The 25,136-nt window shown below is 49.0% G+C and carries 24 protein-coding genes and 1 tRNA gene; 10 read left to right on the top strand and 15 right to left on the bottom strand.

Annotation, left to right across the window (positions count from 1 at the left end; all coding sequences use genetic code 11):
- Positions 1-6 precede the first annotated feature (6 nt).
- From folP to rlmE, 3 genes are all read right to left on the bottom strand, one after another.
- A complete protein-coding gene (gene folP / locus BUB06_RS06075) occupies positions 7-840 on the bottom strand; it encodes a dihydropteroate synthase (protein WP_010302567.1) in 834 nt (277 codons plus the stop codon).
- A 121-nt stretch (positions 841-961) separates the two neighbouring features.
- Positions 962-2,911, bottom strand: coding sequence for an ATP-dependent zinc metalloprotease FtsH (gene ftsH / locus BUB06_RS06070; protein ID WP_029368533.1), 1,950 nt, complete (start codon positions 2,909-2,911; stop codon positions 962-964).
- Between the two features lie 47 nt (positions 2,912-2,958).
- Positions 2,959-3,588, bottom strand: coding sequence for a 23S rRNA (uridine(2552)-2'-O)-methyltransferase RlmE (gene rlmE / locus BUB06_RS06065; RefSeq protein WP_005971510.1), 630 nt, complete (start codon positions 3,586-3,588; stop codon positions 2,959-2,961).
- Positions 3,589-3,731: 143 nt separating this feature from the next.
- Between rlmE and yhbY the strand changes: the two genes are divergently transcribed.
- Entirely contained in the window at positions 3,732-4,025 is a 294-nt protein-coding gene (yhbY, locus tag BUB06_RS06060; protein ID WP_010283039.1) for a ribosome assembly RNA-binding protein YhbY, read from the top strand.
- 128 nt (positions 4,026-4,153) lie between these two features.
- Here yhbY and greA read toward each other — a convergent pair whose 3' ends face one another.
- Positions 4,154-4,630: a transcription elongation factor GreA gene (gene greA, locus BUB06_RS06055; RefSeq protein ID WP_039355275.1), complete on the bottom strand. Its 477-nt coding sequence runs from the start codon at positions 4,628-4,630 to the stop codon at positions 4,154-4,156.
- A gap of 268 nt (positions 4,631-4,898) precedes the next feature.
- Between greA and dacB the strand changes: the two genes are divergently transcribed.
- On the top strand, positions 4,899-6,332 hold the full coding sequence (gene dacB / locus BUB06_RS06050; RefSeq protein WP_039470695.1) for a serine-type D-Ala-D-Ala carboxypeptidase: 1,434 nt from the start codon (positions 4,899-4,901) through the stop codon (positions 6,330-6,332).
- Between the two features lie 67 nt (positions 6,333-6,399).
- Here the strand turns inward: dacB and cgtA are convergent, their stop codons facing one another.
- The 4 genes from cgtA to rplU all read right to left on the bottom strand — a co-directional run bounded on the left by cgtA (position 6,400) and on the right by rplU (position 9,472).
- Entirely contained in the window at positions 6,400-7,572 is a 1,173-nt protein-coding gene (gene cgtA, locus BUB06_RS06045) for an Obg family GTPase CgtA (protein WP_039470693.1), read from the bottom strand.
- Between the two features lie 259 nt (positions 7,573-7,831).
- Positions 7,832-8,794 carry a DMT family transporter gene (locus BUB06_RS06040; protein ID WP_039470691.1) on the bottom strand — a complete coding sequence of 321 codons (963 nt, stop codon included), beginning with the start codon at positions 8,792-8,794 and terminating at the stop codon, positions 7,832-7,834.
- An 89-nt stretch (positions 8,795-8,883) separates the two neighbouring features.
- The gene (rpmA, locus tag BUB06_RS06035) at positions 8,884-9,141 is read right to left on the bottom strand and encodes a 50S ribosomal protein L27 (protein ID WP_005971498.1); all 258 of its coding nucleotides are present in this window, start codon (positions 9,139-9,141) and stop codon (positions 8,884-8,886) included.
- A 19-nt stretch (positions 9,142-9,160) separates the two neighbouring features.
- On the bottom strand, positions 9,161-9,472 hold the full coding sequence (gene rplU, locus BUB06_RS06030) for a 50S ribosomal protein L21 (RefSeq protein WP_010283026.1): 312 nt from the start codon (positions 9,470-9,472) through the stop codon (positions 9,161-9,163).
- A gap of 256 nt (positions 9,473-9,728) precedes the next feature.
- Here rplU and ispB point away from each other — a divergent pair, with 256 nt between their 5' ends.
- Positions 9,729-10,700 (top strand): octaprenyl diphosphate synthase, encoded by a 972-nt coding sequence (gene ispB, locus BUB06_RS06025; RefSeq protein WP_039470689.1) that lies wholly within the window; start codon positions 9,729-9,731, stop codon positions 10,698-10,700.
- Positions 10,701-10,777: 77 nt separating this feature from the next.
- Here ispB and BUB06_RS06020 read toward each other — a convergent pair whose 3' ends face one another.
- Both BUB06_RS06020 and BUB06_RS06015 read right to left on the bottom strand, forming a co-directional pair.
- On the bottom strand, positions 10,778-11,152 hold the full coding sequence (locus BUB06_RS06020; RefSeq protein ID WP_010302539.1) for a DNA-binding protein: 375 nt from the start codon (positions 11,150-11,152) through the stop codon (positions 10,778-10,780).
- A gap of 249 nt (positions 11,153-11,401) precedes the next feature.
- On the bottom strand, positions 11,402-11,788 hold the full coding sequence (locus tag BUB06_RS06015; RefSeq protein WP_010302536.1) for a DNA-binding protein: 387 nt from the start codon (positions 11,786-11,788) through the stop codon (positions 11,402-11,404).
- A 187-nt stretch (positions 11,789-11,975) separates the two neighbouring features.
- Here BUB06_RS06015 and BUB06_RS06010 point away from each other — a divergent pair, with 187 nt between their 5' ends.
- Positions 11,976-12,239 (top strand): helix-turn-helix domain-containing protein, encoded by a 264-nt coding sequence (locus tag BUB06_RS06010; protein WP_039470687.1) that lies wholly within the window; start codon positions 11,976-11,978, stop codon positions 12,237-12,239.
- Between the two features lie 70 nt (positions 12,240-12,309).
- On the opposite strand, the gene mdh is transcribed toward BUB06_RS06010, so the two are convergent.
- Positions 12,310-13,248, bottom strand: a complete 939-nt coding sequence (gene mdh, locus BUB06_RS06005) for a malate dehydrogenase (RefSeq protein WP_010308332.1) — start codon at positions 13,246-13,248, stop codon at positions 12,310-12,312.
- Positions 13,249-13,717: 469 nt separating this feature from the next.
- Between mdh and argR the strand changes: the two genes are divergently transcribed.
- The gene (gene argR / locus BUB06_RS06000) at positions 13,718-14,188 is read left to right on the top strand and encodes a transcriptional regulator ArgR (RefSeq protein WP_010283010.1); all 471 of its coding nucleotides are present in this window, start codon (positions 13,718-13,720) and stop codon (positions 14,186-14,188) included.
- A 110-nt stretch (positions 14,189-14,298) separates the two neighbouring features.
- On the opposite strand, the gene tsaD is transcribed toward argR, so the two are convergent.
- Complete coding sequence (gene tsaD / locus BUB06_RS05995) at positions 14,299-15,312, bottom strand: tRNA (adenosine(37)-N6)-threonylcarbamoyltransferase complex transferase subunit TsaD (RefSeq protein ID WP_010308328.1); 1,014 nt, start codon at positions 15,310-15,312, stop codon at positions 14,299-14,301.
- Positions 15,313-15,539: 227 nt separating this feature from the next.
- Between tsaD and rpsU the strand changes: the two genes are divergently transcribed.
- The 3 genes from rpsU to rpoD all read left to right on the top strand — a co-directional run bounded on the left by rpsU (position 15,540) and on the right by rpoD (position 19,654).
- Positions 15,540-15,755: a 30S ribosomal protein S21 gene (rpsU, locus tag BUB06_RS05990; RefSeq protein ID WP_001144069.1), complete on the top strand. Its 216-nt coding sequence runs from the start codon at positions 15,540-15,542 to the stop codon at positions 15,753-15,755.
- A gap of 154 nt (positions 15,756-15,909) precedes the next feature.
- Positions 15,910-17,664 (top strand): DNA primase, encoded by a 1,755-nt coding sequence (dnaG, locus tag BUB06_RS05985; protein ID WP_039470682.1) that lies wholly within the window; start codon positions 15,910-15,912, stop codon positions 17,662-17,664.
- A 154-nt stretch (positions 17,665-17,818) separates the two neighbouring features.
- On the top strand, positions 17,819-19,654 hold the full coding sequence (gene rpoD, locus BUB06_RS05980; RefSeq protein WP_010308321.1) for an RNA polymerase sigma factor RpoD: 1,836 nt from the start codon (positions 17,819-17,821) through the stop codon (positions 19,652-19,654).
- Between the two features lie 97 nt (positions 19,655-19,751).
- Here rpoD and mug read toward each other — a convergent pair whose 3' ends face one another.
- Positions 19,752-20,255: a G/U mismatch-specific DNA glycosylase gene (gene mug, locus BUB06_RS05975; RefSeq protein ID WP_039470681.1), complete on the bottom strand. Its 504-nt coding sequence runs from the start codon at positions 20,253-20,255 to the stop codon at positions 19,752-19,754.
- A gap of 140 nt (positions 20,256-20,395) precedes the next feature.
- On the opposite strand from mug, the gene BUB06_RS05970 reads away from it, so the two are divergent.
- Positions 20,396-20,471: transfer RNA gene (locus BUB06_RS05970), tRNA-Ile, on the top strand.
- A 364-nt stretch (positions 20,472-20,835) separates the two neighbouring features.
- On the opposite strand, the gene BUB06_RS05965 is transcribed toward BUB06_RS05970, so the two are convergent.
- Both BUB06_RS05965 and BUB06_RS05960 read right to left on the bottom strand, forming a co-directional pair.
- Complete coding sequence (locus BUB06_RS05965; protein WP_039470678.1) at positions 20,836-22,827, bottom strand: acyltransferase family protein; 1,992 nt, start codon at positions 22,825-22,827, stop codon at positions 20,836-20,838.
- Between the two features lie 406 nt (positions 22,828-23,233).
- Positions 23,234-24,136: a LysR family transcriptional regulator gene (locus tag BUB06_RS05960; RefSeq protein WP_039470676.1), complete on the bottom strand. Its 903-nt coding sequence runs from the start codon at positions 24,134-24,136 to the stop codon at positions 23,234-23,236.
- A gap of 179 nt (positions 24,137-24,315) precedes the next feature.
- On the opposite strand from BUB06_RS05960, the gene BUB06_RS05955 reads away from it, so the two are divergent.
- The gene (locus BUB06_RS05955) at positions 24,316-25,080 is read left to right on the top strand and encodes a type 1 glutamine amidotransferase domain-containing protein (protein ID WP_039470674.1); all 765 of its coding nucleotides are present in this window, start codon (positions 24,316-24,318) and stop codon (positions 25,078-25,080) included.
- Positions 25,081-25,136: the final 56 nt, after the last annotated feature.

The following is a 25,136-nucleotide window of genomic DNA, read 5'->3' as shown; positions in this document are numbered from 1 at the left end:
TCGTTTTTATTCCTTCGCAGAAAGGGTAGCTTCAACAATACGCATGGCATCAGCCGTTTCTTTAACATCGTGCACGCGAATAATCTGTGCTCCCTGCATCGCTGCGATCACTGCGCAAGCGACGCTACCATGAACACGCTGTGCAGGAGGTACATTGAGGATCTGTCCAATCATGGATTTCCTCGACATGCCAACCAGAAGAGGCAGTTCAAAACGATGTAACTCGCTCAGGCGAGCCAGAAGCGCATAATTATGGGCAAGATTCTTACCGAATCCGAACCCAGGATCCAGCAATAGCTTACTTTTCGGAATATTGGCGCTCACACAGCGATCAATCTGCTGTTGCAAGAAATCGCCGATATCCTGCATCAGGTCATCATAATGGGGCTTGTGCTGCATGGTTCTCGGCATACCCTGCATGTGCATTAGACACACTGGCAAGCCTGTTGCCGCCGCCGCCTCTAGAGCTCCCGGCTCTTGCAAAGCGCGAATATCATTAATCAGGTGCGCACCCGCCTGCGCCGACGCCGTCATCACTTCCGGCTTTGAGGTATCGACCGAGATCCATACGTCAAAGCGTTTAGCAATGGCTTCCACCACAGGCACCACACGGTTCAGCTCTTCTTCCGTGCTCACGTCAGCGGCTCCGGGGCGCGTTGATTCGCCACCAATATCGATCAGGGTCGCACCAGCGGTAATCATCTCCTGAACGTGCAGTAATGCCGCATCGAGTTTGTTGTGTTTGCCGCCATCGGAAAAAGAGTCCGGCGTGACGTTAAGAATGCCCATGATGTGTGGGCAGGAAAGATCCAGCGTTGAGTCTCTGGCAACCAGTTGCATGATTTACCTCCGCATTCTGGTGTACATAGTTAGCGTGAAATGTGATTCAAAGAACATTCCCAGTAAAAAACCCCAGCCTGAGCTGGGGTTTCGTAAGTTACAGATGTCAATCGCAGGCGAATTACTTGTCGTCCACTTGCTCAGACATTGTATTACCAGGATTAGGCGTCTGTGGCTCATCTACTGGCGTAGGGGCTTTAGGTGTACCGCCACCGTTACCAGAATCGTTGTCAGAGCGGGACTCTTCCCAACCCGCAGGCGGGCGAACGTCTTTCTTACGTCCCATCAGATCGTCGATCTGCGGCGCATCAATGGTTTCATACTTCATCAACGCATCTTTCATTGAGTGAAGAATGTCCATGTTTGCCATCAACAGTTCGCGAGCACGCACGTAGTTACGTTCAACCAGAGATTTTACTTCCTGATCGATAATACGCGCGGTTTCATCTGACATGTGCTTGGCTTTTGCCACGGAGCGACCGAGGAATACCTCGCCTTCTTCTTCCGCATAAAGCAAAGGACCCAGTTTTTCAGAAAAGCCCCACTGCGTTACCATGTTACGAGCAATCGACGTTGCCACTTTGATGTCATTGGACGCGCCTGTTGAAACATGTTCCACGCCGTAAATGATTTCTTCGGCCAGTCGACCACCGTACAGCGTAGAGATCTGGCTTTCCAGCTTCTGACGGCTGGCGCTGATCGCATCACCTTCAGGCAGGAAGAACGTCACGCCAAGTGCACGGCCACGCGGAATGATCGTCACTTTATGGACTGGATCGTGCTCTGGCACCAGACGACCGATGATGGCGTGTCCTGCTTCATGATACGCCGTCGATTCTTTCTGCTTTTCCGTCATTACCATGGAACGGCGCTCTGCACCCATCATGATTTTGTCTTTCGCTTTCTCGAACTCGACCATCGACACAACGCGTTTGTTGCCACGCGCGGAGAACAATGCGGCTTCGTTAACCAGGTTAGCCAAATCCGCACCAGAGAAGCCTGGAGTACCACGAGCAATCACTGACGCATCGATATCTGGAGACAGCGGTACGCGACGCATGTGAACTTTCAGAATCTGTTCACGACCGCGAACATCCGGCAGGCCAACCACAACCTGACGGTCAAAACGGCCTGGACGCAGTAACGCGGGGTCAAGCACATCGGGGCGGTTAGTTGCCGCGATGACAATAATGCCCTCGTTACCTTCGAAGCCGTCCATCTCAACCAGCATTTGGTTCAGCGTTTGTTCACGTTCATCGTGACCACCGCCCAAACCTGCGCCACGCTGACGGCCAACGGCGTCGATTTCATCGATAAAGATGATACAAGGCGCGGCTTTCTTCGCTTGTTCGAACATGTCACGAACACGGGAAGCACCAACACCCACAAACATTTCAACGAAGTCAGAACCGGAAATCGTAAAGAAAGGCACTTTCGCTTCACCAGCAATCGCTTTTGCCAACAGCGTTTTACCTGTTCCCGGCGGGCCGACCATCAGAATGCCTTTCGGAATTTTACCGCCCAGTTTCTGGAAACGGCTAGGCTCGCGCAGGTACTCGACCAGCTCGCTAACCTCTTCCTTCGCTTCGTCACAACCGGCTACATCAGCAAACGTCGTCTTGATCTGATCTTCAGTCAGCATACGCGCTTTGCTCTTGCCGAAGGACATGGCACCTTTACCGCCGCCGCCTTGCATTTGACGCATGAAGAAGATCCAGACGCCAATCAGTAACAGCATCGGGAACCAGGAAATAAAGATAGAAGCCAGCAGGCTCGGCTCTTCCGGTGGCTCACCAACGACTTTCACGTTCTTCGTTAGCAGGTTATCCAGTAGCTTGGGGTCATTGACAGGAATGTAAGTCGTGTATCTGTTGCTGTCTTTTTTGATAACACTGATCTCACGCCCGTTAATACGTGCTTCACGGACCTGATCCTGATTCACTTCAGTCAAGAAGGTTGAATAATCCACCCTACGGCCATTCGACTCGCTGGGCCCAAAGCTCTGGAAAACAGACATCAGCACAACTGCGATGACTAACCAGAGAATTAGGTTTTTCGCCATGTCACTCAAGGGATTAACCTCATATTACAACTGTGTTAAAAAACAGCGTTAGGGTACTACAGTTTGCGCCCTGTCGCTACAATATACACTTCACGAGACCGGGCACGTGAGGCGTCTGGTTTACGAATTTTCACCTTCGTAAACAGGGAGCGAATTTCCCGCAGGTATTCATCAAAACCTTCTCCCTGAAACACTTTCACCAGGAAACTTCCGCCTGGTGCTAATACATCCCGACACATACCAAGTGCTAATTCAACCAGATACATCGACTTCGGAATATCAACGGCTGGTGTACCACTCATGTTAGGGGCCATGTCAGACATCACCACCTGAACTTTGCTATCGCCAACCCTTTCGAGCAAGGCTTTGAGGACCAGTTCATCACGAAAGTCCCCTTGCAGGAAATCGACGCCGACAATCGGATCCATCGGTAAAATATCACACGCGATAATTCGACCATTTCCACCAATTTGCGTGACCACATATTGTGACCAGCCGCCCGGCGCTGCGCCTAAATCCACAACTGTCATACCGGGTTTAAACAGTTTGTCGCCTTGCTGTATTTCGTCAAGTTTAAACCAAGCACGTGAGCGCAGCCCTTTTTTCTGGGCTTGCTGCACATATTTATCGCTAAAGTGTTCCTGCAACCAGCGACTGGAGCTTGCAGAACGCTTTTTATTCGCCATCGATTTTCCAACTATTCTCAGTAACACGCTCGTGGTGGGGAGAAACTTCTCACATATTACCAATCAGAACAGTCAAATTGGTTATAATCATGAGATGGCGGTAGAATGAACCGTTTTCAATCCCAACCTAAGTAAAAAAGACAATGAACCTAAGTAATAAACAAAAACAACACCTGAAAGGCTTGGCACATCCGCTAAAACCGGTTGTCATGCTGGGCAATAACGGTCTCACCGAAGGTGTTCTGGCTGAGATCGAACAAGCATTAGCGCATCACGAACTGATCAAGATAAAAGTAGCGACAGAAGACCGCGAAACCAAAGCCTTGATTGTTGAAGCGATTGTTCGTGAAACGGGTGCCGCTAACGTCCAGGTCATCGGCCATACGCTGGTGCTCTACCGTCCTGCGAAAGAACGTAAAATTGTGTTACCACGATAACACTTTTTATTTCAGGATACTCGGTTTTAACGGAAAGGTGCCATGCCTCTCGGTTAGAGAAAAGGCCGCAAGCGGCCTTTTTCTTTTCTTTACAATTTTTGCTGTTTTAATCAACAATACGGCAAAGTTTACAGATATTCGACCTTCAGGATCTCATATTCCACGTCGCCGCCTGGCGTACGGATAACCACGACGTCATCTTGCTCTTTGCCGATCAGACCACGCGCGATGGGGGAATTTACAGAGATCAGATTCTGTTTAAAATCCGCTTCGTCATCGCCAACAATCCGATAAGTTTGCTCTTCCTCGTTATCCAGATTCATCACCGTCACGGTCGAACCAAAAATAACACGCCCGTTCGCAGTCATCTTCGTAACATCGATAACCTGTGCGTTAGATAATTTAGCTTCAATGTCTTGAATACGCCCTTCACAGAAGCCCTGCTGCTCGCGTGCGGCATGATATTCTGCATTCTCTTTCAGATCGCCGTGCTCACGCGCTTCGGCAATCGCCGCAATAATTTCAGGTCGACGCACAGATTTCAGGTGGTCAAGCTCTTCGCGCAATTTTTCAGCGCCACGCAATGTCATCGGAAATTGTTTCATATTGTCTATACCTCTAAAAAAGTCCGTAAGACTCAAATAATCGTCATCCTGACGCGCTAAAAATCAAAGGCGACGGAGTCTCTGCAACGTGCAAGTCCTCACTGGACATAAAACAAAAGCAACCAGCCCCGGAACAAAATTTCCAGGCTAGCAGCGGTTTTGCATTTTGATACGTATTTTACCCCAGAGTTCAATGAGGGTCATCGTTTACTTTAGCCCTTGTTGCGCCGTAGTATGACCACACGTTACCCCGTTATTAGCTGAGATTATGCGTTTTTCATCGATTGTTACCGGACTTGCCTGCGCTTTTGTTCTGCATGCCAATGCAGCTTCTGTTGAGGATCATCGCCAATATTTACCAGATGGTGCCAATTTGGCGCTATTGGTACAAAAAGTTGGCGCAACAACACCCAGTATGGCCTTCAATAGCCAGCAAATGGCGCTTCCGGCCAGTACGCAAAAGGTGATAACCGCATTAGCAGCATTACTGCAATTAGGTCCAGATTATCGATTCATCACCACGATGGAAAGCCACGGGCCTGTCACCAGCGGTATTCTGAACGGTAACCTCATCGTACGGTTTAGCGGCGATCCTACGCTTAAGCGCCAGCAAATACGGAATATGGTGCAGGAATTAAGAAAGCGCGGGATACAGGAAATCGCGGGGGATGTACTGATCGACACCTCAGTGTTCGCCAGCCACGATAAAGCGCCGGGCTGGCCCTGGAACGACATGACACAATGCTTCAGCGCCCCGCCGGGTGCCGCAATTGTCGATCGCAACTGCTTCTCCGTCTCACTCTACAGTGCGCCTAAGGCGGGTGATAATGCGTTTATCCGCGTTGCATCCTATTATCCGGTGCAAATGTTCAGCGAGGTACGCACGCTGGCTAAAGGCTCCGCCGATGCCCAATACTGCGAGCTGGATGTGGTTCCTGGGGAATTGAATCGCTTTACGCTTACGGGCTGTCTAACCCAGCGCACAGAACCGCTTCCGCTGGCGTTCGCGATTCAGGATGGAGCCAGCTATGCCGGCGCTATCGTTAAAGATGAGCTACAGCAGGCAGATATCCGTATTAAAGGCAGCCTTCGTCGCCAGACACAGCCAGGTCCGGCAGGAAGCGTACTGGCTCAAACACAATCGCCTCCGATGCACGACCTGCTCACTATCATGCTGAAAAAATCAGACAATATGATAGCCGATACGGTTTTTCGTACCATTGGACATGAGCGTTTTAGCGTGCCGGGAACGTGGCGCGCTGGCGCTGATGCCGTGCGACAAATCCTGCGTCAGAAAGCGGGTGTAGATTTAGGAAACAGCATTGTTGTCGATGGTTCAGGCCTGTCACGACACAACCTGATTTCACCAGAAACGATGATGCAGGTCTTGCAGTACATCGCACAGCACGATAATGAACTGAATTACATCACGATGCTTCCGCTTTCCGGCTATGACGGCACGCTGCGTTATCGTGGCGGCCTGCATGAAGCTGGCGTTGATGGCAAGGTTTCGGCTAAAACCGGGGCACTGCAGGGCGTATACAATCTGGCAGGCTTCATTACTACCGCAAGCGGCCAGCGTATGGCATTCGTCCAGTTCCTATCCGGCTATGCCGTGCCGCCAGAAGACCAGCGCGCCCGTCGCGTCCCTCTGGTGAGATTTGAAAGCCGTCTCTACAAAGATATTTATCAGAGCAATTAAAACAACAACGCGGCCTTACTTTGAAGGTAAGGCCGCGTTGGCGAGAGCTGACTAGCAGAAGAACGAATTATTTTTGATAGATGATTTCAACACCTTCATCATCTTCATCGTCCCAGTCATCATCCCACTCTTCTTCAGCTTCTTTTTCTATTTCAGCCAGCTGTTCGCGGTGATAATCATCCCACATGAACTCCACTTTTTCCGGTGCGCTTTCGGCAATCGCCGTCACTTTCGGATTGGCTTTCAGGAAGTTCATCACGTCCCAGCAAAGTGGGTTGACGCCTTCACGGTTCGCTGCAGAAATCAGATAATACTTATCATCCCAGCCAAGCGCAGCCGCAATCTCTTTGGCACGTTTTTCCGCTTCAGCCTTATCGATCAAATCAACCTTGTTGAAAACCAACCAACGCGGTTTTTCTGCCAAACCTGCGCCATACTGCTCTAGCTCATTGATAATGATTTTGGCATTTTCAATCGGTTCTGACTCATCAATCGGTGCTAAATCAACCAGATGCAACAGTACACGGCAGCGTTCAAGGTGTTTCAGGAAGCGAATCCCTAACCCAGCGCCTTCGGATGCACCTTCAATCAAACCTGGGATATCCGCCACAACAAAGCTCTGTTCGCTATCCATACGGACAACACCAAGGCTCGGCACCAGCGTAGTAAACGGATAATCAGCCACTTTCGGCTTCGCTGCAGATACCGCGCGGATAAAGGTCGATTTACCTGCGTTAGGCAGGCCAAGCATGCCCACGTCAGCCAGCAACAGCAGTTCCAGCGTCAATTCACGTTCTTCGCCTTTCGTACCGCTGGTCTTCTGACGAGGGGCACGGTTGACAGACGATTTAAAACGCGTGTTACCTAAACCATGCCAGCCGCCTTTCGCCACCATCAGACTCTGCTGATGACGCGTCATATCACCTAGCACTTCGCCAGTTCCCTGATCCAGAACACGGGTACCAACAGGAACTTTAATCGTAATGTCTTTGCCGCGTTTACCCGTACAGTCACGACTTTGCCCGTTTTGTCCACGCTCAGCGCGGAAGGATTTCTCAAAACGGTAGTCAATCAGCGTGTTCAGGTTTTCGTCTGCCAGCAGATAAACGTCACCGCCATCGCCGCCGTCACCACCGTCCGGACCACCGTTGGGAATATATTTTTCACGGCGAAAGCTGACACAACCGTTACCGCCATCGCCTGCCACAACGAGAATTGTGGCTTCATCTACAAACTTCATTGATTCTCTCCGCAAAAAACCAATAGAGAATATCTACGTGTTTTAGGCTTGTTATTGGTTCTTCTTGGCGTAACTTTTTGATTTTATGGCATGTAGCGTGTGTCTACTCACCATTAAAAAACCGACGCACCAGAACGCATTCCAGCAAAGGAGCGGATTGTACCTGCCTGCTCCAATAATTTCATCTGTATTAAAAATAAACAACACATGCTGGCTGTCAAAAAATGGCAGTGACCGCTGCAATACGCGTTCTCTTAAGCTACTTTTTCGCTACCAATGGCAGCACAGGCTCTTTCTTTCCAGGAAGGAAACGATGTCCAATAGCGGAAAACATGGCGCCAGCAACAACCACAAACGCACCGACATAGCCAACCCAATTCAGTACGGGCGCAGCAAAGAAAGTCGGCCACCCTAACGCCAGCAGATCGGAAAACAGCAGCGTAAACAACGGCGTCAGCGTAATGACCGCACTAACCTGCGACGCCTGCCAGCGAGCCATTGCCTCAGCCAGCGCACCATAGCCAATCAACGTATTCGCACCGCAGAATAGCAGGCAAATAAGCTGCCAGTTGCTCAGTTGGAAAATAACCTCAAGCTTGGCAAAAGGCGTGATAAAGACGACGCACAGCACATATAACAAAAACAGAATCTGCTGTGATGTCAGACGTCGCAATAGAACTTTCTGCGCTACACCATAGGATACCCATACCGCCGAGGCGCAAACACCCAGCAATACGCCCAACGTGTAGTCCGTCAGTCGGGTAAAAATCTCAATCAGGCTGGTATTAAAGAACAGGATCAGACCACAGATCAGCATGATCGCGCCGATAACCTGCGTACCGCGCATCTTTTCCTTTAGGATAAGTACGCTGGCGAACATCATGCCTACGGGGGAAAGCTGCCCGATAACCTGAGACGCCGTCGGGCTCAGATATTGCAGAGATGAGCTAAAGAAAACAAAGTTACCCAGTAGTCCAGCCGTTGCAATCAGTAGCAGAACCCACCAACGCCGATGCCGGAAAACCCGCATTGGCGGCAACATCTTACGGGATGACAGAATAATGCCGAGTCCAATCGAAGCGATAAAAAAGCGATACCAAACAATCGTATAAGGTTCCATCACCACCAGAACCTGTTTCATGGCTATCGGTAACGCCCCCCAGCAAACAGCCGTAGTCAGCGCCAGACAAAGACCGATGCCCGTCTGTTGTTTAGTATTCATACTTATCCAGATGGTTTACTCAGAATCAGAATGTAAAAAGCCCCGCAAAGAATTGCGGGGCTTAAATCCGTAAGACCTAACGCGAAAAATTATTCAGCAACGATGCTGATAAATTTACGGTTTTTCGGGCCTTTAACTTCAAACTGAACTTTACCATCAGTCAAAGCAAACAGAGTATGGTCTTTCCCGCAGCCAACGTTAGTTCCTGCGTGGAATTTAGTACCACGTTGACGAACGATGATGTTACCAGCCAGTACACTTTCGCCGCCAAAACGTTTTACGCCCAGACGTTGTGCGTTAGAGTCACGACCGTTACGGGTTGAACCGCCAGCTTTCTTGTGTGCCATTTAATCCGCTCTCCTAATCTTAAGCGCTGATGCCGGTAATTTTCACGTCAGTGAACCACTGACGATGGCCTGCTTGCTTACGGTAGTGTTTACGGCGACGGAACTTAACGATCTTCACCTTTTCGCCACGACCATGAGCAACAACTTCAGCTTTGATTTTACCGCCATCGACAAAAGGAACGCCGATTTTGATTTCTTCACCATTGGCAACCATCAGAACTTGGTCAAACTCAACGGCTTCACCAGTTGCGATGTCCAGCTTTTCCAAGCGAACGGTTTGACCTTCGCTTACTCGGTGTTGTTTACCACCACTTTGGAAAACTGCGTACATATAAAACTCCGCTTTCCGCGCACCCGTTAATAGGTTTCAGAGCGCGCTATAAATATTCATAATAGGGCGCGAATTCTACGCAAAAATACTGAGGATGACAAGTGCATAATCAACGGATGTGAAGAAAAAGAATACAACGTATCAACTGCCGTTTATCTCTCTCATTTTTCAAGTACAATCGGCGCAATAAGTTCCGTCTTGCCGATATGCAGCAGCAATCTTACGGCAGTGTTGAAGACATACGTTGGCACAAACCATGAATCTAGAACAAATTACAACATTAACTGCGCAGGATATGGCGGCTGTTAATAACGTCATTCTTGAACAGCTGAATTCCGACGTCGTTTTGATAAACCAGCTTGGACATTACATCATCAGCGGTGGTGGAAAACGTATACGCCCGATGATTGCTGTACTTGCCGCCAGAGCCCTCGACTATAACGGTGATAAGCATGTCACTGTCGCAGCACTGATCGAATTTATCCATACCGCAACGCTGCTGCATGATGATGTGGTAGACGAGTCCGACATGCGCCGGGGTAAAGCGACAGCAAATGCCGCCTTTGGCAACGCAGCGAGCGTGTTGGTTGGGGATTTCATCTATACCCGCGCCTTCCAGATGATGACCAGCCTCGAATCGTTACGCGTGCTGGCGCTGATGTCAGAAGCAGTAAACGTAATTGCTGAAGGTGAAGTCTTGCAGCTAATGAACTGCAACGACCCGGATATCACTGAAGAAAGCTATATGCGCGTCATTTACAGCAAAACGGCGCGTTTATTTGAAGCCGCAGCGCAATCTTCATCCATACTTGCCGGCGCGACGCCAGAGCAAGAAAAGGCGCTTCAGGACTATGGCCGCTACCTGGGCACTGCCTTCCAATTAATTGATGACCTGCTCGACTACAGCGCAGACGGCAAAACGCTGGGTAAAAATACGGGCGATGACCTCAATGAAGGCAAGCCAACGCTGCCGTTACTGCACGCGATGCGTAATGGAAATGCAGAACAGAGTTCGCTGATTCGCAAGGCGATTGAAGAAGGAAACGGGCGTCATCTGCTGGAACCGGTTCTTGCCGCTATGCAGCAATGTGGTTCGCTTGATTATACGCGTCAGCGTGCCGAAGAAGAGGCAGATAAGGCAATTAGCGCACTACAGTTGCTGCCGGAAACGCCGCACCGTATGGCGCTCGAAGGCCTCGCCCACTTAGCCGTACAGCGTGATTTCTAACGTAGTGTAAGGTTCTTATCAGATAAGATCGTTGATTCATAAGTAGCGCTGCCTTGCAGCGCTACTCGTTCGCCAGACTAGGCAGTCTGGTCGATGGCGACATCATCCAGCCGAGACAGCATCGCTATTGTCCCTTCACGCAAGATGAAATTAATCAGCCGGGTTCGTTCATCAACGGAAAGTTGATGGAAAATGTGCACCCACGATGACAGCAGGGTCGGCTCATTATCGATACGATAATATTCGGTTGGCGGATTCTCTTTCACTAACAGAGAATTCCTGACCTCATTCGGCAAACTGCGAATAGAGTATTCGACGCCTCGCCCTTGAACCCCTTTCCGCCTGCGCTTTTCCCAACCATCGTCTCGCGCCCGCTTGTTCAACCCCTGCGGCGACTTAGGCAATCCACCCACGCCAACCAGCTCACTTGTTGCAAACCATTCTTTGTCCATACTCGTCACTCCCTTGTTTGTTTTGAACAGGCATTACGTCAACTCGCCCAAAAGTTTCCATATAATAGACTATAATTACCTAAACCGCTAACTTTTACGCGTTACCGACACACCTAAGTAATAGAAGAAATGATGAAATCTAGCGCGATGACCAGGCACCGCGGCCAGAAAAAGTGCTACAAAGCGACAGAAAATAAAGGTTCCTTTTCGTCACTGAGATTAACGTTCGAAAAGATCGCCAGTAGCGAATCAGTCAATTTCCATTGATGAGACAGGCTCCTCATCCGACGGCGTAATCCCCAACTGGCTCAGCGTGGAGGATACCCCGACTCGCAGAATATAAGCGATTAGTTCATCTCTTTCTTTTTCAGATAGTTGCTGGTAAATCTGCATCCATACGGCCAGTGCCGCAGGCTGTTTCGCCGAGTAGGCGGAAGGCTCGATTTCGAGTAATAGGGATTTCTTTACCGTATCCGGCAAGCTGTGAATTGAGTACTCCACTCCTCTTCCCTGGACGCCTTTACGGCGACGCTTCTCCCATCCATCCTCGCGGGCGCGCTTATTTAATCCTTGTCTTGATTTCGGAAGGCCGCCGACTCCAACCAAATCGCTGGTAGCAAACCACTCTTTTTTCATTGCCTTTCATCCTGATAGTGCCATCCCTAACAAAAACGCGCTCATTTGGAAATTAATTGAGAATTTTAAGGAAAATTAATGCTATATTATTTCCAAATAATAATGTCATGTTAGTTCGGCATATAACTAACATCCGTTATTTATACCACTAATCGACAGTCGTCTTATAGCAAATAAGGGAAGGATTATGATTTTAAGGAAACAAGACTGGCATCCCGCTGATATCATTGCTGCACTGCGCAAGAAAAACACAACGCTGGCGGCGGTATCGCGAGCGGCCGGATTAAGCTCATCGACGTTAGCTAATGCGCTCTCACGCCCTTGGCCCAAGGGGGAATGGCTTATTGCCGATGCGCTGGGTATTCACCCTTCAGAGATTTGGCCCAGCCGGTACTACAATCCGGAAACCAATGAGCTTATCGACAGAAAAAAACTCATCCGTCCCGATTAAAAAAAGAAAAGCCGGAGATATCAATCTCCGGCTTTTTATTCAACGCCACGTATTACAAGAATCTCAATGATTAATTCTTGATGAACGTCTCGCCCAGCTCAATATCCTGCTTCAGCGTATCCAGCATGCTGTTAAGCGCGTTTTGCTCAAAAGCGCTTAATGTGCCGATGTCTTTACGCTCGGCGACGCCATCTTTGCCTAACAGAATCGGTTGAGCGAAGAAGCGAGCATGTTTGCCATCACTTTCAACGTATGCACATTCCACCACACCGCTTTCGCCTTGCAGCGCACGAACCAGAGACAGGCCAAAACGCGCAGCTGCCTGACCCATAGACAGCGTTGCCGATCCGCCACCGGCTTTGGCTTCAACAACCTCGGTACCCGCATTCTGGATACGCTTGGTCAGATCGGCCACTTCCTGCTCGCTGAAGCTGATACCAGGAACCTGAGACAGCAGAGGCAGAATCGTCACACCAGAGTGTCCGCCGATAACAGGCACATTAATATCTTGCGGTTGTTTGCCTTTCAGCTCAGCAACGAACGTGTTGGAACGGATGATATCCAGCGTGGTGACGCCGAACAGTTTGTTTTTGTCATATACGCCAGCTTTTTTCAGCACTTCTGCCGCAATCGCAACAGTCGTGTTCACTGGGTTAGTGATGATACCGATACAGGCTTTCGGGCAAGTAACCGCAATTTGCTCAACCAGATTACGCACAATGCCAGCATTGACGTTGAACAGATCGGAACGATCCATACCAGGTTTACGTGCCACACCCGCGGAGATCAGCACGATATCTGCACCAGCAAGCGCCGGTTTAGCATCTTCACCGCTATAGCCTTTGATCTTCACTGCTGTAGGAATATGGCTCAGATCGACGGCAACACCCGGGGTTACTGGGGCGATATCGTAAAGGGATAGTTCTGAACCTGAAGGAAGCTGGGTTTTGAGGAGGAGTGCGAGTGCCTGACCGATACCACCTGCTGCTCCGAGAACTGCAACTTTCATCCTAAACTCCTTATTATCATAAAATAAAAAAGTGCCGTGAATTCATTTGGTTATAAACAGAATATAAAAATGGGGATACGAGCAACCTACTTATCTTTCTACAAATGACATGAGAGACAAAAAATACGCTATGTCTCTAATAATAAATCAAAAACAACCATTCGTTTGAAAGGTAAGTAAAGTTAATAAGCTATTGAGCTATAACGCAGTGTTCATTCACGTGCGATTAACCTGTGCGCTACATTACACCGATCGATGGCGTCCAAACAACATCATTCTGATAACATTTGATTTACTTTTATGTGACGCATGACGCATTTTTCGGACTACCCGAGAGTCGATTTTTTTTGAAAACAGCGACTAACGCATATCTGGTGAAAGGGACTGGAATTATACGCGATTTAATTGCATAAAAATTCACACAACTGCATAATAGGAAGATTAACCATAACAATTAATCCGGTGCAGAATGCGAAATTCGACAAAACAAGAAGACCTCGTTAAAGCGTTCAAAGCGCTGTTAAAGGAAGAGAAGTTCAGTTCTCAAAGTGAAATTGTTCAGGCATTGCAAGACGAAGGATTTGAAAACATCAACCAATCCAAGGTGTCACGCATGCTAACGAAATTTGGTGCCGTGCGCACACGCAATGCCAAAATGGAGATGGTGTATTGTCTCCCTGCCGAGCTTGGCGTCCCAACGACGTCCAGCCCGCTGAAGAACCTTGTGCTGGACGTGGACTACAACGACGCGGTTGTCGTGATCCATACCAGCCCTGGCGCTGCACAGCTCATTGCTCGCCTGCTGGACTCACTTGGGAAGTCAGAAGGTATTCTCGGCACCATCGCGGGTGATGACACCATCTTTACCACCCCGGCACGAGGCTTCAGCGTCAAACAGCTTTACGAAGCTATTCTGGTGCTATTCGAACAAGAACTGTAATTCGCTCGTCCGCTGCCGTTTTTGTAATTCGTTCTTTGCTACGTGTTTTTTTACTACGTTTTCCGCTACGTGTAGATCCGCTACACGTAGCGACTATTGAGTTTGAAGTCTCACACCGCAGGCAATTCAGCCAACGGCCAACGTGGCCGAACGGATACGCCCAGCGTCTGGCTTGCACCATGAACCAAACGTACGCTGCCCGCGTAGGCAATCATCGCACCATTATCCGTGCAGAATTCAGGGCGTGCATAAAACACTTCACCACCGCGTTTCGCCATCACTTCACCTAAGCGCTGGCGCAGCGTCCGGTTTGCACTCACTCCCCCCGCCATGACCAGTCGTTTAAAACCCGTCTCATCCAGCGCACGACGACATTTTATCGCCAGCGTATCTACAACGGCATCTTCAAACGCACGTGCGATGTCGGCACGTGTCTGGTCGTCATCACCGTTACTACGAATCGTATTAGCAGCAAACGTTTTTAGCCCGGAAAAGCTGAAATCCAGCCCCGGCCGGTCGGTCATCGGGCGTGGAAACGTAAAGCGCTGGGAATCCCCCGCCTGCGCCATTTTCGACAGCATTGGGCCACCGGGATAATCTAATCCCAGTAATTTCGCCGTTTTATCAAATGCTTCACCCGCCGCATCATCAATCGACTCGCCCAGCAGGCGATATTCACCAATGCCCGTCACGCTGATGAGCTGCGTATGACCACCAGAAACCAGCAGCGCCACGAAAGGAAACGCAGGTGGATTATCTTCCAGCATCGGCGCCAGCAAATGCCCTTCCATATGATGCACAGGAATCGCCGGTACCCCCCATGCGAATGCCAACGACCTGCCGACAGTCGCACCCACCAATAGCGCGCCGACCAAGCCTGGGCCAGCGGTGTAAGCCACACCATCGATATCGTCAGCCTGTAGCCCAGCTTCGCGCAGCGCCGCCTGAATCAACGGAACTGTTTTACGCACGTGATCGCGTGAGGCGAGCTCAGGCACAACACCGCCATAATCAGCATGTAATTTGACCTGACTGTATAGCTGATTGGCGAGCAAACCAGCTTCCGTGTCATAAATAGCTACTCCGGTTTCATCACAGGATGTTTCGATACCCAATACGCGCATTGCTGTTCCTACTTTGATGACGATACAAGCATTCGTTAAATGCCGCTTGCTTCAAACTGCGGATAGTCTACCATAAGCGGCCTGATTTCTGCGCTGGCCGCGGTTGGGTGTTTTATGATCACCGCAATGCTTTACAAAGGCGTCACGTTTGCAGTAGAATTCCGCACCATTTTGAAAAGGCTGGCACAAGGCCAGCGGCAAACCGAATTTATTGAGGTGAGAGGCACATGCCGGTAATTAAAGTACGTGAAAACGAGCCGTTCGACGTAGCTCTACGTCGCTTCAAACGTTCCTGTGAAAAAGCAGGCGTTCTGGCTGAAGTTCGTCGTCGTGAGTTTTATGAAAAACCAACGACTGAACGCAAGCGCGCTAAAGCTTCTGCAGTGAAACGTCACGCGAAGAAATTGGCTCGAGAAAACGCACGCCGCACTCGTCTGTATTAATTTTCAGGAGGGTTTCCCTCCAACGCGTGATTAATCCGCAGACTTAGCAGTTGCATACGTAAGGCCGTGCTTTCCGAAAGGAAGCGCGGCTTGTTGTCGTTTATAAGCTATATCCAATGTAACCACCTTACAGAAGGGTATACACTAGGGGCTTATGGCTGGACGAATCCCACGCGTATTTATTAATGACCTGCTGGCTCGCACCGACATCGTCGATCTCATTGACGCGCGCGTCAAACTGAAAAAGCAGGGCAAAAACTACCATGCGTGCTGTCCGTTCCATCACGAAAAAACCCCCTCATTCACCGTAAACGGTGACAAACAGTTCTATCACTGTTTTGGCTGTGGCGCACACGGCAACGCCATAGACTTTTTGATGAATTACGATCGTCTCGAATTCGTTGAAACCATTGAAGAACTGGCCACCCAATACGGCCTCGAAGTGCCTTATGAAACCGGCACAGGCCCAACCCAGTTAGAGCGTCACCAACGGCAAAGTCTGTACGAATTGATGGGACAGCTCAGCGGGTTCTATCAACAAGCACTAAGCCAATCAGTCGGTTCGCCAGCGTTGCAGTACCTGCAACAGCGCGGTTTAAGCGCAGAAGTGATCAGTCATTTTGCAATTGGCTTCGCCCCGCCCGGCTGGGATAACGTTTTAAAGCGCTTTGGCCGCAATAATGATGACCGCAGCACATTGAACGATGCTGGCATGCTGGTGACTAACGATCAGGGCCGAACGTATGACCGCTTCCGCGAGCGTGTAATGTTCCCCATCCGCGACAAACGGGGGCGAGTGATTGCCTTCGGCGGACGCGTATTAGGCGACGGTACCCCAAAGTACCTTAACTCGCCGGAAACAGAAATTTTTCATAAAGGTCGCCAGTTGTACGGCCTGTATGAAGCGCAGCAAAACCACGCTGAGCTCAAGCGACTCTTGGTTGTTGAAGGCTATATGGATGTGGTGGCGCTGGCACAGTTTGGGATTGACTATGCAGTGGCATCGCTGGGTACGTCCACGACCGCCGATCACATTCAGTTACTATTTCGCGCCACCGATCTGGTGGTGTGTTGTTACGACGGTGACCGTGCCGGACGCGAAGCGGCATGGCGCGCGCTGGAAACTGCGCTACCCTATTTGAACGATGGTCGTCAGCTACGCTTTATGTTCCTGCCGGACGGTGAAGATCCCGACACGCTGGTGCGTAAAGAAGGCAAAGTCGCCTTTGAACAGCGCATGGAACAGGCCCTGCCGCTGTCGCAGTTTCTATTTGAAACGCTGCAACAGCAGGTGGACATGAGTTCACCCGATGGCCGTACCAAGCTCAGCACGCTGGCACTGCCGCTGATAGGCCAGGTACCGGGAGAAACGCTGCGGCTGTATTTGCGCCAGCAGCTCGGCAACAAGCTAGGCATTTTGGACGACAGCCAGTTGGACAGACTGCTCCCGAAAGTGGCAGAGCAGGCTCAGTCCTACCAGCCGCCGCAACTAAAAGTCACAACTATGCGTATACTTATAGGACTTTTAGTACAAAACCCAAGACTGGCGGCCGAGGTGCCTGACCTCGCGCTGGAAGGCATTGAAGAAGACAAAGTGGCTGGTTTATCGCTGTTTCAGGACTTGGTGAAAACCTGCAATGTCAGCCCTGGGATGAACATGGGTCTGCTGTTGGAAAAATATCGCGACAGCAAGTACCGCAAACAGCTTGAAACCATGGCTTCATGGAACCATATGATCGTAGAGGAAGAGCTCGACGAGAAGTTCAGAATCAGTCTGGCAGAGCTCTACGATCAGCTGCTGAAACAGCGACAAGAAACATTGATTGCCCGTGACAGAACGCATGGGCTCAACGCCAAAGAAAAAAAAGAGCTTTGGTCGTTGCAACTGGCGTTGACCAGAAAACACTGATACAGAGGCTTAATTGCCGATAAATAGCAGGGTTGAGCCCTGCAAAGAGCCGCTACAGGGGCCGCGGCGATAAGAAAAATACCCCTAATGCTATTGTTAGCGAACTACGCTGACCGACACCAACCCAAATACTCTGAAGTGTGGATACCGTCTTATGGAGCAAAACCCGCAGTCACAGCTGAAGCTGCTTGTCACCCGTGGTAAGGAGCAAGGCTACCTGACCTATGCTGAGGTCAATGACCATCTGCCGGAAGATATCATCGACTCGGATCAGATCGAAGATATCATCCAGATGATTAACGACATGGGCATCCAGGTGATGGAAGAAGCACCGGATGCAGACGATCTGTTGCTGGCCGAAAACACCAATGATGCCGATGAAGATGCGGCAGAGGCTGCTGCGCAGGTTCTATCCAGTGTTGAATCGGAAATTGGTCGCACCACCGATCCGGTTCGCATGTACATGCGTGAAATGGGTACCGTTGAGCTGTTGACGCGTGAGGGCGAGATCGATATCGCCAAGCGTATTGAAGACGGTATCAACCAGGTTCAGTGCTCTGTTGCAGAGTATCCTGAAGCCATTACTTACCTGCTGGAACAGTATGACCGCGTCGAAGCGGGCGAAAGCCGCCTGTCCGATCTGATCACTGGTTTCGTCGATCCTAATGCGGAAGAGGATATTGCCCCTACCGCGACTCACGTTGGCTCCGAGCTTTCGACCGAAGAAATGGACGATGACGACGAGGAAGAAGACGACGAGGAAGAAGAAGACGATAACAGCATCGATCCTGAGCTGGCGCGTGAGAAATTCACCGAGCTGCGTGAGCAATATGAAACGACCCGTCAGGTTATCAAAGCCCACGGTCGTAGCCATGCGCTGGCAGCACAGGAAATCCTGAATCTGTCTGAAGTCTTCAAACAGTTCCGTCTGGTGCCGAAACAGTTTGATTTCCTGGTTAACAGCATGCGTTCCATGATGGATCGCGTACGTACTCAGGAACGTTTGATCATTAAGTTGTGCGTTGAACAGTGCAAAATGCCGAAGAAAAACTTCGTCACGATGTTCACTGGCAATGAAACCAACAACACCTGGTTTGCCGCAGCCGTCGCAATGGGCAAGCCATGGTCTGAAAAGCTGAATGATGTTGAAGAAGACGTCACCCGCAGCCTGCAAAAACTGCAGCAGATCGAAGAAGAAACCGGTCTGACGATCGAGCAAGTTAAAGACATCAACCGCCGTATGTCGATTGGTGAAGCGAAAGCTCGCCGTGCTAAGAAAGAAATGGTGGAAGCGAACCTGCGTCTGGTTATTTCTATCGCGAAGAAATACACCAACCGTGGTTTGCAGTTCCTCGACCTGATTCAGGAAGGCAACATCGGTCTGATGAAAGCGGTAGATAAGTTTGAATATCGCCGTGGTTACAAATTCTCGACCTATGCCACCTGGTGGATCCGTCAGGCGATCACCCGTTCTATCGCCGATCAGGCGCGTACCATCCGTATTCCGGTACACATGATTGAGACGATCAACAAACTGAACCGTATCTCTCGTCAGATGTTGCAGGAAATGGGTCGCGAACCGACGCCGGAAGAGCTGGCTGAGCGTATGCTGATGCCGGAAGACAAAATCCGTAAAGTGCTGAAAATCGCGAAAGAGCCGATTTCAATGGAAACCCCGATTGGTGATGATGAAGATTCACATTTGGGCGATTTCATCGAAGATACGACGCTGGAGCTGCCGCTGGATTCCGCCACGTCGGAAAGCCTGCGTTCTGCGACACACGACGTACTGGCTGGCCTGACCGCACGTGAAGCGAAAGTCCTGCGCATGCGTTTCGGTATCGATATGAACACCGACCATACGCTGGAAGAAGTGGGCAAACAGTTTGACGTTACACGTGAACGTATTCGTCAGATCGAAGCGAAAGCGCTGCGTAAACTGCGCCACCCAAGCCGTTCCGAAGTGCTGCGTAGCTTCCTGGATGATTAATTCACTCCTCAGCTAATCCACACTTCAGATAACTACATGAAAAATAACCCCGGTCCGCCGGGGTTATTTTTTGCCTGTCAGAACGTCCAGCCCTGATTTATGCGCCATCCTGCAATACCTGATACAGTTCCTGATACGACGCCACCAGTGACTCCAGCGTCGCACGATTCAGCCCGCTAGGGTTCGGCAGTACCCAAACCTGCGTCTCGCCAATACGCAGCTCCTGACGCCCCCACGAAACCTTCTTGATACCAAACGCCTGACTGAACGCCTGCTTCCCTAATACCGCCAGCGCACGCGGCTGATAGCGCGTCATCTTCTCAACAATCGCATTGCCGCCTTGCAGCAGCTCATCTCGCCCCAGTTCGGTGGCTTCAACCGTTGGGCGCTCCACCAGCATGGTGATGCCACATCCGGTATCCAGCAGATGCTGTTCTTCCGCGGGTGTCAGCAAACGCTCGGTAAAGCCTGCCTGATAAATCACTTTCCAGAAGCGATTACTGGGATTCGCGAAGTGGTAACCGTGATGGGCCGTCGACAGCCCAGGGTTGATGCCGCAGAAAACAACCTGAAGATTCATAGCCAGAATATCGGTAATCATGTCTTTCCCTACTTCCGTTGACTACAGCTATCGTAAATTCTGATAAGAATAACAACAAGCTATCTTGAGTATAAAACCACCACCCGGCAGATAGGCTATAGACCTCCCCCCGCACATTACCGTATAATCATCGCCCATTCGGCCCCTTAGCTCAGTGGTTAGAGCAGGCGACTCATAATCGCTTGGTCGCTGGTTCAAGTCCAGCAGGGGCCACCAAATTCGAGGAGTTGCGTTAATAGCGCAGCTCCTTTATTTTTTAGAGATATTTTCAAACAGGACAAGTGGTTAGCAAACACCATCACAGCTCCTCACCTCACCCACTATTCACCAGCATCAACAACCTGCCTCTCGTAAACCAGAGTGTTTTTATCGAAGGGGTTACCGGAAATATCAGACAGAAAGACGGGCTTTTTACCTGTTCGGCACGGAGAATAAAATCACATGAACCACGGGCGCTCGCTGTATGACTATAACAGCAAGCGCTCCGTGAATATCTGAATAGGCTAGTACTGGAAAATACCAGCCGAAAAGCTGACTACCTCAAGACAAGCGTGAAACTAAAATAGATGTACTCACACTCTTAATTGTCAGCGGGCGCTGAGTCGAGAATCGCTGGAACATGGCTCGATGCCCATTTAATAAAGTATTCCTGAAGCAGCAGCGAAGCATATTCTGAGGTATGGCCTTCGTCACGATATAATGGAAGGCCGTTTCTAACATAAGAACATTTACCGTCCTTTCGATCACAGGATACGTCATTTTGTTCAAAAACAAGCACACCGGGGTGGGTTTTATTAACCGCCACGAGCAGCGGGTTGAAATCTTTCAGAATGGAACTCCGAACATCAGAGGAAACCAAGCAATCCTTTGGATGCTGTTTAAGGGGCGACTTAAAGCAGGCCTTTGGATGAAAACCCGGTCTTATATGTGGCGTAAAAATAATGACCTTCACACCCTGACTTTCAAGAAAGTCGATACGCTGAATCACTTTGGCAATATAGTCACTCGATGGTTCTAGTGACAAACCATCCAAGATAACAAATTTTATGGAGGCTACTCTCTTGATAATGTCATCAATAAAATTTTCCTGCTCTGTTACCCTGGAGCCATAGCAAGGATGTCTCGGATCGTCCCCAGAACTGTCAAAACCAACCCCACACGTTCCTATAGAAAGGATGGTATGGTGTTTCAGTTTTTCATTTTTAGCGAACCCAGGATAAAGCTGGTTTGCATAGCTATTACCCAAAAGAAGAATAGTTGGAGGCTTAGTCCCACTCTTCATGCAGAACCACCAAGCAATCTTCTCCTGATCTTTATAAGGGTATTCAGACAGGCAAATATCATTCTTTGTATAGGCCCATATTGGTCCCATAAACTGATACTGAACCTCTTTGGTAAAATCACTCGTTGTCACAGCCTTGCGTTCTGCAAATCCATCTTTATAAAAAACAGCAGAACCGGATAAAAATAGTACAAAACTTAAAAGAACCAACGTACTAACAAATTTATATCCCTTTGATTTTCTTATTTTTCCTTCAATAAATTTATACGTAAGCCAGGCTAACAAGATCGATAAAAAAATAGCCGCTAATCGCAACAAACGATCTGGCGAGCCCCTCTCTACAATTCTCAAAAAGGTCAATAACGGCCAGTGCCATAGATACAAAGGGAAACTGATTAAACCAAACCAAACTATTATCTTATTGCTCAAAAACAAACGATTGAGCATCGCATTAGGGCCGGAAAAAATGATTAAAACAGCACCAATAACGGGAATTAGAGCCCAAAAGCCAGGAAAGTATGCATCTTTATTGATGGATAAAAAACCAAAACCCAAGACCAAAAAACCAAATAACGAAAAGCCATTTATCACAAACTGATTTTTTTGAAACCTATCGACAAAACTCTTGTGATAAAGAACGATAAACGCCAATAAACTACCGAACAACAGTTCCCAGAATCGGGTCAATGGAGAGTAAAACGTTGCGATTCCATCGCTCCTTATCATATAAATATTCAGAAAAAAAGAAGCCAAAATAAAACTAAGTAGTAACGCAATTCGGCGAAAATTAATTCTCCAAAAAAACCAACACAGCAAAGGCCAGAGAAAATAGAATTGTTCCTCTATACCTAAGCTCCACAAATGCAAAAGTGGCTTAGTTTCTGCAGCATTATCAAAATAGCCAGATTCGCCCCAGAGCACGAGGTTGGAAACAAAGCCAACCCCCGCCATAGTATGCTTGCCTAATTGCTTATACTCATCAGCAAGTAAAGCAAACCAGCCAAAGACAAGAGAAACCGATAACACGAGTAACAAGGCAGGAAATATCCGCTTGATACGACGTGCATAGAACTCTGAAAAACTGAAGGTTCCCTTATCTAAATTCTCGAAAATAATGGTGGAAATCAAAAAACCAGAAATTACAAAAAAGATATCGACACCAATAAAACCGCCTTTCATCCAGGCAGGAAAGGCGTGGAAAGCCACAACAGAAAGAACAGCAACAGCTCTTAATCCGTCAATGTCAGGGCGATATTTTGGGTGTGAAAGATGAGGATTCGATGTTGTCATTAGAGTGAATTCACGTTTTGCAAAAATTATCAAAGTATTTTAGCAGGATAGAGTGTAAAAAATTATACCTCCAGATAACCATCAGCAACAACTTTTACTCTATCTAACCATTACGGTAATCAATGATTCATATATTTTATCTGCCTCCAAACATCCCCCGCCAAGCGCCATGCTCATCATACCTGTTGTTTTTCTGATGTGCTGTTATCAATTTCCACTTTTCAGGAAAATACACTATAAAAAACAGAATTATTTACCATAAAGACCAGAAATAGATTAATTAGCAAAATTTTAACCTACTTACTGAGCGGTATTGTGATATTTACCGCTATTGAAGTACATACCACTGAAAAGGGAGGAGCTTTGCAGAGTTATTTTCACAGCGAAACTATTAGGGTAGACGCATTCACGTCTTAATTATCTGCGAACACACGTCGATAAACGCACGCAATTTGGGTTGATTCCTCGCAGCTCTGGAGAAATAAAGAAAGAGGCCGTCGTTGCCCGGCGAGAGGTCGAGTAACGCCGCTTCCAGCGTGCCATTTGCCAGTTCGCGTGAGGTATGGAAGGTGGATGAGTAAATAAGCCCAACGCCCCTGACCGCGAGGCTACGCATGAGCTCACCATCGTTCACGGTAATTGTACCGGTCGGCTCAACTCTTACACTTTCTTTATTTTCGACAAACTCCCACCGATAAATATCTCCCTTTTCTGGGCGACGAAAGCGAATACATTCGTGATGCACCAGATCGCACGTCGCTTTAGGCTTACCGTTCGCTTTGAAATAGTCTGGCGAACCAAATATCGCCCACTTAAATGGCGGGGAGAGCCGTACTGCAATCATATCCTGTTCGATGTATGAACCGATCATGATGCCAGCATCGTAGCCTTCAGAGACGAAATTATCGTGACGATTACTCACCGTGATATCGATATTCAAATTCGGCCACGCCTGACGAAATGCAGGTATGAGGGGCTCGATAACATGAGGCAATGCCAAACGTTCTACGATCAGCTTCAACGTCCCCGAGGGCTTTTTTGCCGATTGAGCCACATCTTCAAAACCCGTTGCGATAACGTGTGCCGCGGGCCCAATTCTCAGCAGCAGGTCTTCTCCTGCTTCCGTCAATGCCATTTTGCGTGTCGTGCGATGGAAAAGTAGCACGCCGAGGCGATGCTCCAGTTTCTGGAGCGACAGACTCACCGAACCCGGCGTCTTGCCCAGATCGAGCGCGGCTTTGCGAATGCTCAATCGTTTCGCTATCGCCAGAAATTCTGCCAGTCCATCAAAGCTATCAGATTGCCCCATCAGGGTTCCTCATCGTCATGCGATACCAGGATCATTAAACGCACTTTACGACATTTTCTCACGCCAATAAAAAGTTATTACATCGATTTATTAAACAATACATCCCGTTATTACCCCCTATTTTCAACCAGTTATCACAGATATAGTCGGCAGACCCCACCTGCTAAAAGGAGTTTTTTATGTCAATAATAAAGCGCTGTGCTGGTCTTATCGCCGCGATGGCTGTGTTTGCCGCAGCCTCCCCTGTTTTTGCTCAGACCAATCTGAAAGAAGAGAAAGTATTAATCGTCGTCTCCAGTCTGGATAAAAAGACGCCGGAGCTGGTTGGCGGGTTCTGGTTTCCAGAACTGACCCACCCGGTTGAAGTCTTCGATAAAGCCGGACTGGATTATGATATCGCCAGCCCGAAAGGAGGGTTGCCTCCGTTTGACGGGTTCGATCTCAAAGATCGCGCGAGTCTGGATTTTTGGACTAACCCAGAGCACCGCAACAAATTGGCCAATTCCATCCCGCTGGCAAAAGTTGATCCTGCTAAATACACCGCGATCCTGCTCGTTGGTGGACACGGGCCGATGTGGGATTTCGTCAACAATCCTGAGTTGATCAACATCGTGCGTACGATGTACGAGAAAAATGACATCATCAGTGCCGTTTGCCACGGCCCAGCTGGCTTGCTGAATGTGAAGCTCAGCAATGGCGAACTGTTGATTAAAGGCCGTCACCTTACCGGCTTTACTGCGGAAGAAGAAGCATCCCGTAATTACGACAAGATTGTGCCGTTTGAACTTGAAGCGGCGCTGAAAAAAGATGGTGCAACATTCGAAGAAGCCCCAATCTTCGAAAATAAAGTCGTCGTTGACGGGCGGTTGATCACCGGCCAGAACCCAGCATCCGCTCAAGCGCTTGGCGAAGCCGTAATCAAGGCGCTGAAAACGAAAGCGTAATCACCGCATCATCAGTTGCGTTAGGTGGTAAAACACCTAACGCATCAACCTTAGAA

This window comes from Pectobacterium carotovorum (genome assembly GCF_900129615.1).
Taxonomy (GTDB): Bacteria; Pseudomonadota; Gammaproteobacteria; order Enterobacterales; family Enterobacteriaceae; genus Pectobacterium; species Pectobacterium carotovorum.
This window is presented reverse-complemented; position numbering and strand designations above follow the sequence as displayed.

Coding starts and splice junctions, on each gene's coding strand:
- rlmE (WP_005971510.1), bottom strand. CDS start 3,588: ATGGCGAATAAAAAGCGTTCTGCAAGCTCCAGTCGCTGGTTGCAGGAA.
- dnaG (WP_039470682.1), top strand. CDS start 15,910: ATGGCTGGACGAATCCCACGCGTATTTATTAATGACCTGCTGGCTCGC.
- cgtA (WP_039470693.1), bottom strand. CDS start 7,572: ATGAAGTTTGTAGATGAAGCCACAATTCTCGTTGTGGCAGGCGATGGC.
- rpmA (WP_005971498.1), bottom strand. CDS start 9,141: ATGGCACACAAGAAAGCTGGCGGTTCAACCCGTAACGGTCGTGACTCT.
- BUB06_RS06020 (WP_010302539.1), bottom strand. CDS start 11,152: ATGGACAAAGAATGGTTTGCAACAAGTGAGCTGGTTGGCGTGGGTGGA.
- BUB06_RS06015 (WP_010302536.1), bottom strand. CDS start 11,788: ATGAAAAAAGAGTGGTTTGCTACCAGCGATTTGGTTGGAGTCGGCGGC.
- rpsU (WP_001144069.1), top strand. CDS start 15,540: ATGCCGGTAATTAAAGTACGTGAAAACGAGCCGTTCGACGTAGCTCTA.
- mug (WP_039470681.1), bottom strand. CDS start 20,255: ATGATTACCGATATTCTGGCTATGAATCTTCAGGTTGTTTTCTGCGGC.
- dacB (WP_039470695.1), top strand. CDS start 4,899: ATGCGTTTTTCATCGATTGTTACCGGACTTGCCTGCGCTTTTGTTCTG.
- BUB06_RS06010 (WP_039470687.1), top strand. CDS start 11,976: ATGATTTTAAGGAAACAAGACTGGCATCCCGCTGATATCATTGCTGCA.
- yhbY (WP_010283039.1), top strand. CDS start 3,732: ATGAACCTAAGTAATAAACAAAAACAACACCTGAAAGGCTTGGCACAT.
- folP (WP_010302567.1), bottom strand. CDS start 840: ATGCAACTGGTTGCCAGAGACTCAACGCTGGATCTTTCCTGCCCACAC.
- BUB06_RS06040 (WP_039470691.1), bottom strand. CDS start 8,794: ATGAATACTAAACAACAGACGGGCATCGGTCTTTGTCTGGCGCTGACT.
- BUB06_RS05960 (WP_039470676.1), bottom strand. CDS start 24,136: ATGGGGCAATCTGATAGCTTTGATGGACTGGCAGAATTTCTGGCGATA.
- BUB06_RS05965 (WP_039470678.1), bottom strand. CDS start 22,827: ATGACAACATCGAATCCTCATCTTTCACACCCAAAATATCGCCCTGAC.
- ispB (WP_039470689.1), top strand. CDS start 9,729: ATGAATCTAGAACAAATTACAACATTAACTGCGCAGGATATGGCGGCT.
- rpoD (WP_010308321.1), top strand. CDS start 17,819: ATGGAGCAAAACCCGCAGTCACAGCTGAAGCTGCTTGTCACCCGTGGT.
- argR (WP_010283010.1), top strand. CDS start 13,718: ATGCGAAATTCGACAAAACAAGAAGACCTCGTTAAAGCGTTCAAAGCG.
- tsaD (WP_010308328.1), bottom strand. CDS start 15,312: ATGCGCGTATTGGGTATCGAAACATCCTGTGATGAAACCGGAGTAGCT.
- mdh (WP_010308332.1), bottom strand. CDS start 13,248: ATGAAAGTTGCAGTTCTCGGAGCAGCAGGTGGTATCGGTCAGGCACTC.
- rplU (WP_010283026.1), bottom strand. CDS start 9,472: ATGTACGCAGTTTTCCAAAGTGGTGGTAAACAACACCGAGTAAGCGAA.
- BUB06_RS05955 (WP_039470674.1), top strand. CDS start 24,316: ATGTCAATAATAAAGCGCTGTGCTGGTCTTATCGCCGCGATGGCTGTG.
- greA (WP_039355275.1), bottom strand. CDS start 4,630: ATGAAACAATTTCCGATGACATTGCGTGGCGCTGAAAAATTGCGCGAA.